This is a genomic window from Limnobacter sp. MED105 (assembly GCF_000170915.1).
Classification (GTDB): Bacteria; Pseudomonadota; Gammaproteobacteria; order Burkholderiales; family Burkholderiaceae_B; genus Limnobacter.
Genome location: NZ_ABCT01000006.1, coordinates 45,806 through 58,632 on the forward strand (window position 1 = coordinate 45,806; position 12,827 = coordinate 58,632).

At 52.5% G+C, this 12,827-nt stretch carries 12 protein-coding genes; 8 read left to right on the top strand and 4 right to left on the bottom strand.

The window, feature by feature from the left end; genetic code table 11:
* Positions 1 to 59 precede the first annotated feature (59 nt).
* The 4 genes from LMED105_RS07520 to LMED105_RS16260 all read right to left on the bottom strand — a co-directional run bounded on the left by LMED105_RS07520 (position 60) and on the right by LMED105_RS16260 (position 3,080).
* Positions 60 to 1,715: a PhoH family protein gene (locus LMED105_RS07520; protein ID WP_083797135.1), complete on the bottom strand. Its 1,656-nt coding sequence runs from the start codon at positions 1,713 to 1,715 to the stop codon at positions 60 to 62.
* Between the two features lie 67 nt (positions 1,716 to 1,782).
* Positions 1,783 to 2,253 carry a peroxiredoxin gene (locus LMED105_RS07530; protein ID WP_008249887.1) on the bottom strand — a complete coding sequence of 157 codons (471 nt, stop codon included), beginning with the start codon at positions 2,251 to 2,253 and terminating at the stop codon, positions 1,783 to 1,785.
* An 81-nt stretch (positions 2,254 to 2,334) separates the two neighbouring features.
* On the bottom strand, positions 2,335 to 2,706 hold the full coding sequence (locus LMED105_RS07535; protein WP_008249889.1) for an SMR family transporter: 372 nt from the start codon (positions 2,704 to 2,706) through the stop codon (positions 2,335 to 2,337).
* Positions 2,703 to 3,080, bottom strand: a complete 378-nt coding sequence (locus LMED105_RS16260) for an Mth938-like domain-containing protein (RefSeq protein WP_008249891.1) — start codon at positions 3,078 to 3,080, stop codon at positions 2,703 to 2,705. Before LMED105_RS16260 ends, LMED105_RS07535 begins: the two co-directional genes overlap by 4 nt.
* A 129-nt stretch (positions 3,081 to 3,209) precedes the next feature.
* Here LMED105_RS16260 and LMED105_RS07545 point away from each other — a divergent pair, with 129 nt between their 5' ends.
* The 8 genes from LMED105_RS07545 to moaD all read left to right on the top strand — a co-directional run bounded on the left by LMED105_RS07545 (position 3,210) and on the right by moaD (position 12,826).
* Positions 3,210 to 4,436 (top strand): pyridoxal phosphate-dependent aminotransferase, encoded by a 1,227-nt coding sequence (locus LMED105_RS07545; RefSeq protein ID WP_008249892.1) that lies wholly within the window; start codon positions 3,210 to 3,212, stop codon positions 4,434 to 4,436.
* Between the two features lie 7 nt (positions 4,437 to 4,443).
* Positions 4,444 to 5,757, top strand: coding sequence for a homoserine dehydrogenase (locus LMED105_RS07550; protein ID WP_040512788.1), 1,314 nt, complete (start codon positions 4,444 to 4,446; stop codon positions 5,755 to 5,757).
* A gap of 1 nt (position 5,758) precedes the next feature.
* Positions 5,759 to 7,174, top strand: a complete 1,416-nt coding sequence (gene thrC / locus LMED105_RS07555; RefSeq protein ID WP_008249894.1) for a threonine synthase — start codon at positions 5,759 to 5,761, stop codon at positions 7,172 to 7,174.
* Between the two features lie 123 nt (positions 7,175 to 7,297).
* Positions 7,298 to 8,710, top strand: a complete 1,413-nt coding sequence (locus LMED105_RS07560) for a sigma-54 dependent transcriptional regulator (protein WP_008249895.1) — start codon at positions 7,298 to 7,300, stop codon at positions 8,708 to 8,710.
* Complete coding sequence (locus LMED105_RS07565) at positions 8,695 to 10,857, top strand: cache domain-containing protein (protein WP_156799590.1); 2,163 nt, start codon at positions 8,695 to 8,697, stop codon at positions 10,855 to 10,857. Before LMED105_RS07560 ends, LMED105_RS07565 begins: the two co-directional genes overlap by 16 nt.
* Before the next feature lies 1 nt (position 10,858).
* Complete coding sequence (mobB, locus tag LMED105_RS07570; protein WP_040512864.1) at positions 10,859 to 11,359, top strand: molybdopterin-guanine dinucleotide biosynthesis protein B; 501 nt, start codon at positions 10,859 to 10,861, stop codon at positions 11,357 to 11,359.
* Positions 11,352 to 12,572, top strand: coding sequence for a gephyrin-like molybdotransferase Glp (gene glp / locus LMED105_RS07575; protein ID WP_008249898.1), 1,221 nt, complete (start codon positions 11,352 to 11,354; stop codon positions 12,570 to 12,572). The genes mobB and glp overlap by 8 nt, the downstream gene beginning before the upstream one ends.
* Positions 12,569 to 12,826 carry a molybdopterin converting factor subunit 1 gene (gene moaD / locus LMED105_RS07580; RefSeq protein WP_008249899.1) on the top strand — a complete coding sequence of 86 codons (258 nt, stop codon included), beginning with the start codon at positions 12,569 to 12,571 and terminating at the stop codon, positions 12,824 to 12,826. The genes glp and moaD overlap by 4 nt, the downstream gene beginning before the upstream one ends.
* Position 12,827: the final 1 nt, after the last annotated feature.

Here is a 12,827-nt window from a genome sequence, read left to right on the forward strand (position 1 = left end):
GTTGCGACTTCGCGAATGAATTAATAGGGCATGCAATTTCTTACATGCCCATCAATACGTCAAAGGTTATCTGACGCAAAATCAGCCAACCTTGAACGCTCACCACGCTGCAGTGTGATGTGTCCCGCATGTGGCCAGCCCTTGAAACGATCCACCACATAGGTAAGGCCTGAAGAACCCTCGGTCAGGTATGGCGTATCGATCTGCGCCAGGTTACCCAGACAAATTACCTTTGTGCCGGGGCCTGCCCGGGTAATCAGGGTTTTCATTTGTTTGGGGGACAGGTTTTGCGCTTCATCAATAATCAAAAACTTGTTGATGAACGTACGGCCGCGCATGAAGTTCATCGACTTAATCCGGATCTTTGTGCGGATCAAATCGGTGGTCGCCGAACGGCCCCAATCGCCACTGCTGGGGTCGGGTTTGTTGAGCACTTCCAGGTTGTCTTCAAATGCGCCCATCCAGGGGGCCATTTTTTCCTCTTCTGTACCCGGCAAGAAGCCAATGTCTTCACCCACCGGTACAGTGGCACGGGTCACAATAATTTCGGAGTACTGTTTACTTTCAAGTACTTGCGACAAACCTGCGGCCAAGGCCAGCAGGGTTTTGCCGGTGCCGGCCTGGCCCAACAGGGTTACGAAATCGCATTCCGGGTTCATCAACAGGTTCAGCGCGAAGTTTTGTTCGCGGTTGCGCGCAGTAATACCCCACACGCTGTTTTTGTTGTGACTGAAGTCGCGCAGTGTTTTCAGCACGGCTGTTCTGCCGCTTACTTCAAGCACCTGCGCGATCAGCGGAATACCAGTTTCGCAATAGACAAACTGGTTCACCATCATGTCTTTCACAGCGGGACCGCTGATGCGGTAGAAGGTACTGCCACCTTGCTGCCAGCTTTCAATGCCTTTGCTGTTCTTTTCCCAGAAGTCCGAGGGCAATTCCATGATGCCCGAGTACAGCAGGTCACGGTCTTCCAACACCTGGTCATTGAAGTAATCTTCGGCCAGCAAACCCAAGGCGCGGGCCTTGATGCGCATGTTGATGTCTTTGGAAACCAACGCCACTTCGCGTTCAGGGTGTAGTTTGCTCAGCGCAAACACCACACCCAAAATTTGGTTGTCGGCTTTGCCCACTGGCAGTGTCTTGGGTAGTTCGGCAGAAAGCTCTGTGGTTTGAACCAGCAGGCGACCCAAAGCGTCCACATTGCCCAAACGGTCCAGCGCCACGCCTTTTTCGATGTCCTCGATGTTTTCCATCAATGCGTCCAGCGAACGGCTTACTTGCCGTGCGTGACGGGCTACTTCGGACATGCCTTTCTTGTGGTTATCCAGTTCTTCCAGCGTAATCAACGGCAAAAACACGTCGTGCTCTTCGAAGCGGAAAAGCGATGTGGGATCGTGCATCAACACGTTGGTGTCAAGCACGAAAATCTTTTTGCCGGTCAAAGAAACCTGGCGCTTGCTCTTGGCGATTGGCGTGGCATTGGGCTTGCGCGCCTTGCCCGAAGCCGCAGCCGGTATGTTTCGTGTGCGGTTTGTTTCGGGGGCTTTCGCAGTCACTGTGTTATCCGCGGCCAAAGTCAAAGGTGCTTTGCCTGCCGAAGATGCGTTGTCTGAAACTTCTGTTTTCTTGGTCGGCTTTCTGGGTTTGGGCGCCGTGATTGGAGGAATTTCGTTCAGTGTGGTTGCGGGTTTGCTGGGTTCTTTGGGAAGTGGCATTGTCAACGATCTGAAGTAAGAAGCTCATAAATCGCGCGGGGTCGTCACTCCTGCGCCCGTGGAGATATTAGTCCCCGATTGTGCGTACAAAGTCAAGCACAGCTTGCGCATGGCCCGGCACCTTCAAGCCGCGCCACTCCTGCACAAGAATGCCTTTCTTGTTGATTACAAAGGTACTTCTTTCAACGCCACGCACTTGTTTTCCGTACATGTTTTTCAATTTCATCACGTCGAAAATTGTGCATACCTTCTCGTCCGGATCTGAAATCAATTCAAACGGCATTTCCAGTTTGGCTTTGAAGTTTTCATGCGATTTCATGGAATCGCGTGAAACACCAAAAACAAGGCAGTCAGCTTTTAAAAACTCGGGGTGTAGGTCGCGAAAGTTTTCGCCCTCGGTGGTGCAGCCTGGCGTGCTGTCTTTGGGATAAAAATAGATGACCAGGTTTTTGCCAGCGTGGGCTGACAGGGTAAAATCGGCGCCGCCTGTGCAAGCTGCTGAAAAATCAGGCACTTTGCTGTTAACTTCAAGTGACACGGTACTGCTCCCTGAGGTGTGTTGTTTGTGCGTGTGGGATTCAGTATAACCACAGCTTTTGACAGCAAAATGCAGGAAGTGTCAGGAACGCGCCAAAAGCGCCACACCCAGTACGATCACCCCGATTGCCACCCAGCGTTGCAGGCTGACGGGTTCATTCAAAAAATATTGTGCCGCAAAGGCGTTGATCACATACCCAATTGCCAGCATGGGGTACGCCAGCGTGACGTCGACTCGCGACAGCGCCATCAGCCAAATGAGCAGTGAAAATCCGTAGCAAAACAGCCCCAGAATCATTGGCCACTGAAGAAACAGGGCCGACATGGCACCCAGGCTAAGCGCACTGGATGCCTCGATCACCCCCACTTTGTTGGTGGCCATTTTCAACAACAGTTGGGCCAGTGCATTCAAAATGACGCCCGAGAGCACCAGCATTGCAGCGTAGGTGGTCATAGCAGAATCGCGGCAATCACGTGCCGGCCCTCACCGATCAAAATATTGTAGGTGCGGCAGGCAGCCTGGCTGTCCATGTATTCGACCGGGCAGCGCTTGTTGGCAAAAAACTTGCGAATGTCCATGCCAGGAAACACCTGTTTGGCGCCCGTGCCTATTAGCAGCACTTCCATGCTTTCAGGGCACTGCGTGTATAGCCACTCGCAGTGGGCCAATTCCAGTGGGCCCGAGCCCGCGTTTTCCCAAATTCTGGGGGTGAAATCGGTGCCGAACACCACGCTTTCAGTTTGAAGCCTGCCGCTGATCACGACACCTTCTTCGTCATACCGCTGAACGACGAATTGATTGTCGAGCGATTCAGGTTGAAATTTCATTCGAAAGATGCTCCAGGATGGGGCCAAAGCCTAGCAGGCACTGGCCTAAACGGTTAAATTATAAGACTTTGCGCGAGCAAAAGAATAAGCACATTAATAACCACCACAACAATCCACACACAGGTCGACATGAAACCCATTCTCAAATCTGCCAAGCTGGCCAATGTTTGCTACGACATCCGCGGACCGGTGATGCAGCGAGCGCGCCAGTTGGAAGAGGAAGGGCACCGAATCCTGAAGCTGAACATCGGTAATCTGGCTCCCTTCGGTTTCGAGGCGCCCGATGAAGTTCGGCAAGACGTAATCATGAACCTGGGCGATGCTTCGGGCTACAGCGACAGCAAAGGCCTGTTTGCTGCGCGCAAGGCCATCATGCATTACACCCAGCAAAAGAAAATCAAGGGTGTAACGCTCGACGACATCATTGTGGGCAACGGTGTGTCCGAGCTGATCGTGATGAGCATGCAGGGCTTGCTGAACAACGGCGACGAAGTGCTGGTGCCCGCGCCTGATTACCCTTTGTGGACCGCCGCTGTGAGTATTTCCGGTGGCACGCCACGCCATTATCTATGCGATGAGCAAAGCGACTGGTATCCCGATACCAAACACCTGCGTAGCCTGATCAATGAAAAAACCAAGGCCATGGTGATCATCAACCCCAACAACCCCACGGGTGCTTTGTACCCCGAGGAGGTGTTGCAAGAGCTGGTGCAAATCGCCCGTGAACACCAACTGATCATTTTTGCAGACGAAATCTACGACAAAATGTTGTACGACGGTGCCGAGCACACGTCCATCGCGTCGTTGGCCGACGATGTGCTGTTTATCACCATGAACGGCTTGTCCAAGAACTACCGTGCCTGTGGTTACCGGGCCGGGTGGATGGTTATTTCTGGCGACAAACGCCACGCCACAGATTACATCGACGGCCTGGGCATCATGGCCTCCATGCGTCTGTGTGCCAACGTGCCAGGGCAGTACGCCATCCAAACTTCGCTGGGTGGCTACCAAAGCATCAACGATTTGGTGGGTCCCGGTGGGCGCCTTACCCGTCAGCGTGATCTGGCTTACGACCTGATGACTTCCATTCCCGGCGTTACCTGCGTGAAGCCAAAGGCTGCTCTGTACCTATTCCCGCGGCTAGATCCAAAAATTTACCCCATCAAGAATGACCAGCGCTTTGTGCTGGAGTTGTTGGAGGCTGAAAAGGTGCTGGTGGTGCAGGGCACGGGCTTTAATTGGATTAATCCGGATCATTTCCGGGTGGTTTTCCTACCCAACACCGATGATTTGACGGACGCAGTTGGTAGAATTGCACGCTTCCTGGAAAGTTATCGAAAACAACACCTTGGCTGATTTAAAAATGAACAAACCTCTACGAGTGGCCCTACTGGGTTTGGGTACTGTCGGTTCCGGCACTTTCAATGTGCTGAAAGACAATGCGAGTGAAATTGAACGCCGTGTGGGGTTTCCCATTCAGATCAAAGTCATCGCTGACCTGAACACTGAAAAAGCCCGTGAACTGGCTGGCCCAGGCGTTGAGGTGCTGGGTGACGCGTTTGAAGCGGTCAAGCGCGACGACATCGATGTGGTGGTCGAACTGATTGGCGGCTACACCATTGCGAAGCAACTGGTACTGGCTGCGATTAATGCTGGCAAGCATGTGGTTACGGCCAACAAGGCTTTGCTGGCAGTGCATGGCGATGAAATTTTTGCAGCGGCTGAAGCCAACAACGTGATGGTGGCTTTTGAAGCGGCCGTCGCCGGTGGCATACCGGTCATCAAGGCTGTCAAGGAAGGTTTGGCCGCCAATAAAATCGAATATGTGGCTGGCATTATCAACGGCACTTGCAACTTCATTTTGTCGGAAATGCGGGACAAAGGCCTGCCTTTTGCTGAAGTGCTGGCGCAAGCCCAGGCGTTTGGCTATGCCGAAGCGGACCCCACTTTTGACATTGAAGGGGTGGATGCCGCCCACAAGATCAGCCTGCTGAGTTCACTGGCTTTTGGCGTGCCCGTGCAGTTTGAGAAAGCTTACATTGAAGGCATTACCAAGCTGACCAAAGAAGACATTCAGTTTGCTGAGCAACTGGGCTACCGCGTGAAATTGTTGGGCATCGCCAAACGTACTGATCAAGGTGTTGAGTTGCGCGTGCACCCAACCCTGATTCCCGGCAAGCGCCTGATCGCCAATGTGGAAGGTGTCATGAATGCGGTGTTGGTGAAAGCCAATGCGGTGGGCCCAACCCTGTACTACGGCGCTGGCGCTGGCAGTTTACCGACGGCCTCGGCGGTGGTTGCCGACTTGATCGAAATTGCACGCTCAAGCCAAGCCCCTTTGGCCAGCCGTGTGCCGGTTCTGGCTTTCCAGAAAGCGGGCATTCAAAACCTTGAAGTGTTGCCCATGGAAAAGGTGGTTACGGCCTTCTACCTGCGCTTGGCTGTGGACGACAAGCCCGGCGTTTTGGCCGAAGTCACTCGTTTGCTGGCTGACAATCAAATCTCGATTGAAGCCATGATTCAACGCCAGGCCACCAGCGAAAAAGAAACCGCTGAAATTGTGTTGTTGACCCACCGCTGTGTGGAAGGTGATGTGAACAAGGCCATCGCCAAGATCGAGGCTTTGGACAGCGTGCATGGCCCCTTGACCCGAATTCGCGTAGAGGACTTGAGCTGAAATGAAATACTTCAGCAGCCGTGGGGGCATGGAACCCCAAGATTTTTCTGAAATTTTGCTGGAAGGCTTGGCTCCCGATGGTGGCCTGGCCGTGCCCGAGTTTTATCCGCAAGTGGCTTTGCATGTGTTGGAAAGCTGGAAGACTCTGAGCTATGGTGAACTGGCATTCGAGGTGTTGAAGCCTTATGCCACTGACATTCCCGAAGCCGACCTGAAAGCGCTGACCACCAAAACCTACACCAAGGCGGTGTATGGCACTGAAGAAATTACGCCAGTGCGCGAGCTGTTCGATGGCATGAAGGTCTTGGAGCTTTCCAATGGCCCTACGCTGGCCTTTAAAGACATGGCCATGCAATTGCTGGGCAATCTGTTTGAATACCAGCTGGCTCGCACCAACCGTGAATTGAATATCTTGGGCGCGACCAGTGGTGACACCGGTTCTGCTGCTGAATACGCCATGCGCGGCAAGAAGGGTGTGCGCGTGTTCATGCTCAGCCCCTTGGGCAAAATGAGTGCATTTCAGCGCGCCCAAATGTACAGCCTGCAAGACCCGAATATCTTCAACATTGCGATTGAAGGCCTCTTTGATGATTGCCAGGACATTGTGAAGGCAGTCAGCGAAGACCTTGAATACAAGGCACGCCAGAAAATTGGTACGGTGAACTCGATCAACTGGGGCCGCATTTCCGCCCAGGTGGTTTATTACTTTAATGCCTACCTTCGCACTGCCGAGAAAATTGGCGATCCGGTTAGCTTTGCAGTGCCATCAGGTAACTTTGGCAATGTCTTGGCTGGTCATATTGCACGTCAAATGGGTTTGCCCATTCGCAAGCTGATTGTGGCCACCAACGAAAACAATGTGCTGGATGAATTCTTTAAAACCGGTGTTTACCGGCCAAGAAAGTCGGCTGAAACGTACATCACTTCCAGCCCATCCATGGACATTTCCAAAGCCTCGAACTTCGAGCGCTTTGTCTATGACCTGTTGGGCCGCGACCCCAAGGCCTTGAAAGCCTTGTGGCAAGATTTGGCAGCCAACGATCAGTTCGATCTTTCCGAAGACCCACGTTTCAAGCGGGTTGAGGAAGACTTTGGTTTTCAGTCAGGTTCTTCGAACCATCAAAATCGCTTGGACACCATCAAGGAAGTTTTTGCCCGCACGGGTACCTTGATTGATACCCACACGGCCGACGCTGTGAAAGTGGCGCGAAATCTGGTGGAGCCCGGCGTCCCCATGGTAATTCTTGAGACCGCCCTGGCGGTGAAGTTTGCCGAAACCATTGAAGAAGCCACGGGACAAACACCTCCGGTGCCCGCGCAGTTTCAGGGCATCGAAAAGTTGCCACAGCGGGTTGTTGAAATGCCTATATCCGTGGAGCAGGTCAAGGCTTTTATTGCCGAGAACACCGGGCTTTAAGCGAGATAAGCTTGGTTTTCAAACAATCGTTTGCCTGCAAGTAATAGGGTTTACCTAACTTGCAGGTCAAAGCGGAATCATGAACAATGGCAGGGTTAAGTAACACCCCATGAAGCCACTGTTTTGACCTCTCAATCCAACACTGTTGACCTCCCTCAAGTTGCCACAGGCCAAGGCATAGATGCCCAGCCCAGAAAGGGTTTGTCCGCACTGGCGGTAGATGATGAGCCCGGCATGCGTCATTTTCTGGAAAAGGCGCTGGAGACACGTTTTGCCCGTGTAGACACTGCTGGTTCTGTTGAAATGGCCCAAGCCTTGTTCGACAGCCATGACTACAGCACGGTGGTGCTGGATGTGAGCCTACCTGGAAAAAGCGGTCTGCAATGGCTGAACGAGTTGCGCCAAGGTGGTTATGAGGGCGACGTGATCCTGATTACCGGCTACGCCGACATGGACACTGCGATTGGCGCGTTGCGAGCAGGCGCGCAAGATTTTCTGCAAAAACCATTTCGGATTGACCAGCTTTGGTACGCACTTGATCGCGCCGCAGATCAAAATCGTTTAAAGCGTGAAAACTTTGTATTGAAGAGGGCCGTATCTAACCTGCAGCAAAACGAGCAGGTGATGGTGGGTGAAAGCCCGATCGTACGTCAGCTTCGAAAGCTCGTGGCCAAGGTGGCCCCCACCGACTCAACCGTCTTGCTCACCGGCGAATCTGGCTCAGGCAAAGAAGTGTTGGCGCGAACGCTACATGGAATGAGCTTGCGCAGCGAACGTCCTTTTGTGCCGATCAACTGTGGTGCGATTTCCCCAGAATTGATTGAAAGCGAGTTGTTTGGTCATGCCAAGGGTGCATTCACGGGTGCCAATGAGTCCCATCAGGGCTTGTTCTACTATGCGCAAGGTGGCACCTTGTTTCTCGACGAAATTGGCGAGTTGCCGCTCAGCATGCAAACCAAGTTGTTGCGCGTTCTTGAAGACCGGCGCATTCGCCCAGTGGGCAGTACCAAGGAAGTGGATGTAGACGTTCGCATCGTGGCTGCCACCAACGTGAATCTGGATGTTGAGGTAAAGCGCGGACGCTTCCGGCAAGACTTGTATTATCGCTTGCAGGTCATGCCGATTGAAATGCCACCATTGCGTAGCCGCCCCGAAGACATTGAGCTTTTGGCCAACTATTTCATTAAGGTGTTTGCCAAAAAGCTACGCATCGATCCCTTAAAAATAAGCCCGGACATGTTGGCTCGTCTTCAAGCGTATGAATGGCCAGGCAACGTGCGAGAGCTACGTAACTTCATTGAGCGCTCATTGATTTTGGGTTATTTCCCCAAAGAAGATTTGCCTTTGAATTTGGATCTCGATGAGCGGGAGCACACCGCCGAGGACCCTCAGAACGAGTCGCTTGAACAAGTTGAAAAGACCCACATTCTTCGCGTACTGAATGCCTGCAGTGGCAATAAATCCGAGGCAGCACGCCGCTTGGGCGTGTCCCGAAAAACGCTTGAACGAAAGTGCATGGCGTGGAGCCAAGAATAGGTCAGCGGCCGTTTCCGCCTCGCGGGCATTTTTGGCCCAGCCACTGGACTGTTAAAACCAAACTGGTTGTTACAGCCTGTATTCCTTTGCTGGTCCTGATTCCAATTGTGGCCATGCTGGTTTGGTCGGCTGGGCAGGCCGCTTATACAAAAATTCTGATTTCAAAAGTGCGCAGTGATTTGGTGCTTGCGCAGCAAGAGTTCACCAATGTGCAGGAGAGTAGATCACAGGCTTTGAAAGCCTGGTCTGAAAGCGCTTACCTTCGAAGTTTGCTGAGTCAGCGGGGCGGTAAACTGAACAACAAAGACTTGCAGGCTCAAGCTGAGCGACTCGGTTTTGCTTACTTGCGTTTGATCAGTCCAACCGGAATGGTGTTGAGTTCGTTTCCCTCACGCTTGCCGTACATGCTTGATCCTGAGGTGCAAAAGTCGGTGAAGTTCCGCGAGTCGGGCAGTTACACCGTATTGTTGTCGAATAAAGAGCTGATGGATATCTCGCCTGATCTAGCCTCTCGCGCTGTTCAGGCGATCATTCCCACATCCAACGCCACGCCATCACCCAAAAGTGCTGAAGATCGTGGCTTGGTCGTTCAGGTTTTGCAACCTGTGTTTAACGATGGAAACATGTTGGGTTACCTGGAGGGCGGGCTGCTGTTAAACGGCAACCTGGGCTTGGTGGATGAAATCAATAACCTGATTTATTCGCCGAATACTTTGCTGGAGGGTTCCATTGGCACTACCACCATTTTTCTGGAGGATGTGCGCGTGGCGACTACAGTTCGTCGCGACGGCGAATCGCGTGCGCTGGGCACTCGAGTGTCCGATGTGGTTCGGCAAAGCGTCTTGGGCCGTGGAGAGGTATGGCTGGAGCGCGCATTTGTCGTGAACGACTGGTACGTAGCCGCTTACGCGCCGCTGCTTAGCCCGGAAGGTGCCCGAATCGGTATGTTCTATGTGGGTTTTTTGGAGGCCCCCTATGCCAACATAAAAACCCAGTTGCTCATTTTGTTTTTGTTGGCTGTGGGCGCCGCCATGGTGTTGGGCGCCATGATGGTGGTGCGTTTGACATCCGGAATTTTTTATCCCCTTCGCCGCATGAATTACATCATGAGCCTGCAGGAACGTGGGGATACTGCAGCCCGAGTGGGTGATCTTCGCCGTGAAGACGAATTTGCTGACCTTGCCAATCATTTTGATGCCTTGCTGGATCAGTTGGATGCACGACGCAGCGAACTACTTGGATTGAATGAGCAACTGGATGAGCGAGTACGGCAGCGAACCGCCGACTTGCAGGCCGCCAATCAAAAACTGCATCAGGCGGTGGAGCAGTTGTTGGCCTCAGAAAAGCTGGCAGCCTTGGGGCAATTGACTGCCGGTATTGCGCATGAATTCAACAATCCGTTGGCAATTATGATGGGGCATCTGGATTTGATCCGAATGACCTTGAACGATCCAGAAAGCCTGAAAACAGTGCGTTTGCTGGATGAGCAAGTACACCGCATGCGTAATATCGTACAAAAGCTGCTGCAGTTTTGCCGGCCAGATGAATACGCTTCCTATACCGAAGAAATCAATGTCAATGAAATCATTCAGGACAGCATTTTGTTTGTTCGGAATGAAATTGACATGGCCCGTGCGCAATTGAAGTTTGATTTCTCGGCACAACAAACCGTTCAAATCAGCAAAACTGAATTGCAGCAAGTCATGGTGAATTTGTTGATCAATGCAACCCATGCTCTGGAAGGACAGTTCGATGCGCAGTTTGCCGCATTGAACGAGGGCCCCACCATTTCAATAAAAACTGCCGACGTTCGTCTAAGTGACGGTCAGCCCGCAGTGCAGATTCTGGTGCAAAACAACGGCGAAGCAATTCCCCCGGATCGTCTGCAGCTTATTTTTAAAATGTTTTACACCAGCAAACAGGCGGGTCGCGGAACAGGTCTGGGTCTGCCTGTGTCGCGTATGCTGGTACAACGTTATGGCGGTGATTTGTGGGCCACTAGCCCGGTAGTGCCGGAAGTTGAGCCACAATTCGGTGCATGTTTTGAAATTGTATTGCGTTGCAAGGCTCGCCCGTCCGCAGATATTTTGAAAGAAACAGGTCAACAACTTTTGTTGATTGAAAAGCAACTGTCAGAAGGAAACTGAAGTGCCCAAGGTGTTTGGCTTTGCCGGATTCTCCGGCGTGGGTAAAACCACATTGATTGAACAGCTTTTGCCTATTTTGATTGGCGAGGGCGTCCGGGTGTCTGTCATTAAACACGCGCATCATGATTTTGACATCGACCGGCCCGGCAAAGACTCCTACAGACATCGAGAAGCGGGTGCCTATGAAGTACTGATTACCGCGAACAAACGTTGGGTGTTAATGCACGAGTTGCGCAACGAAGAGGAGCCTACACTCGAGGAGCAACTTGAAAAACTGTCGCCTTGTGACCTGGTTATTGTTGAAGGATTTAAGCGGGCAGATATTCCTAAAATTGAAATTTGGCGCGAGGCCAATGGCAAGCCGATGTTGTATCCTCAAGACCCGAACATTATTGCGGTCGCCTGCGACAATGAAATTGAATGTCGCGGCTTGCCAGTGCTTCCCTTGAATGACCCGGCATCGATTGCGAAATTTATATTGAAACGGTTTGTGAATGATTGATTTGAATGATCTGCTTGAGCAGGTGTGGCCGATTGCCGCCCAGCAGGCAACACCGACTGAGTACGTCAGTTTGAACGTTGCGCTTAACCGGGTTTTGGCGCAGGACATTCTCTCCAGTTTGAATGTACCGCAACACGACAACAGTGGTATGGATGGGTATGCAGTTCGTCGTGCGGATATTCAGCCTTCCTCATGCTATCAGGTATCACAACGCGTGCCGGCGGGTGCCTCACCCCAGCCCTTGCAGCCCGGTACCGTGGCGCGAATATTTACCGGTGCGCCAATTCCGCCCGGCGCAGATTCCGTGGTGATGCAGGAAGATGTTGTGGTGAATGACGAAGCCAGCGTAACGTTCAACGCCACGCCAAGGCTTGGGCAGTGGATACGGCGAACTGGCGAAGACATTGCCACAGGGCAGGTGGTATTGGCCAAAGGCACCCGCCTGGATGCGATTCACGTGGGTTTGCTCGCTTCGATTGGTGTATCAACCGTGTTGGTTAGCAAGCGCCTGAAAGTGGGGGTCATGGTTACTGGCAGCGAGCTTCAAAGTCCTGGTCAGGTTTTACAGCCCGGTCAAATTTACAATTCCAACGAGTATGTGTGGTGCGGTCTTCTTGAATCGATGAATGTTGAGGTGCGCTCAGTGGGTATCGTTCCTGACAACCTCGAGGCCACATGCTCTGCGTTTCAGTCCCTGGCCGATTGCGATGCTGTCATCAGCTCGGGTGGGGTGTCGGTGGGCGAAGAAGACCACGTGAAACCGGCGATTGAGAAAGTAGGGCAGTTGCGCTCATGGAAAGTGGCGATGAAGCCCGGCAAGCCGATTGCATTTGGCCACATCAATCGCCAGGGTGGCGGGCAAAGCTGGTTTTTCGGATTGCCTGGTAACCCGGTGTCCAGCGCTGTTGCTTTTCAATTGATTGTGAAGCCTTTTTTGGGTTTGCTGGAAGGGCAAACCCGAGAAAAAGTCGATTGGCGTTCGCGCACAAGAAAGGTTCAGGCCGAATTTGCCTGGCCTACGCCTGATTCTCGCCGAGAGGAGTTTTTACGCGCAGATGTACAATCGGACAAAGCAAAATTATTTGAAAACCAGAGCTCGGGTGTATTAACCTCGCTGGCCAGATCCACCGGCTTGATCCGGCTGGCCAAAGGACAGCGAGTCAACCCAGGTGACTGGGTTGATTACGTGGCGTATCAGGATTTGATGAGATGAAAGTAAAAGTGCGGTTTTTTGCCAGTTTGAAAGAACAGTTAGGGCAAGACAGCTTAGAGGTAAATGCGGCGTTTTCACCAGCAACTGTGGCGGGTTTGCGTGCGCATTTGTGCGCCGAGTATCCTGGTTTTGCCAAGGCCATTGCCGAGGTCGGGCGTCTGCGTGCCGCTGTTGATCAAGATATGGCTGACGATGAAACACCAGTAGGCGAGCAGGCTGAAGTCGCTTTTTTCCCGCCGGTGACAGGGGGTTAAA

Coding starts and splice junctions, on each gene's coding strand:
- moaD (WP_008249899.1), top strand. CDS start 12,569: ATGAAAGTAAAAGTGCGGTTTTTTGCCAGTTTGAAAGAACAGTTAGGG.
- LMED105_RS07520 (WP_083797135.1), bottom strand. CDS start 1,715: ATGCCACTTCCCAAAGAACCCAGCAAACCCGCAACCACACTGAACGAA.
- LMED105_RS07550 (WP_040512788.1), top strand. CDS start 4,444: ATGAACAAACCTCTACGAGTGGCCCTACTGGGTTTGGGTACTGTCGGT.
- glp (WP_008249898.1), top strand. CDS start 11,352: ATGATTGATTTGAATGATCTGCTTGAGCAGGTGTGGCCGATTGCCGCC.
- LMED105_RS16260 (WP_008249891.1), bottom strand. CDS start 3,080: ATGAAATTTCAACCTGAATCGCTCGACAATCAATTCGTCGTTCAGCGG.
- LMED105_RS07535 (WP_008249889.1), bottom strand. CDS start 2,706: ATGACCACCTACGCTGCAATGCTGGTGCTCTCGGGCGTCATTTTGAAT.
- LMED105_RS07545 (WP_008249892.1), top strand. CDS start 3,210: ATGAAACCCATTCTCAAATCTGCCAAGCTGGCCAATGTTTGCTACGAC.
- thrC (WP_008249894.1), top strand. CDS start 5,759: ATGAAATACTTCAGCAGCCGTGGGGGCATGGAACCCCAAGATTTTTCT.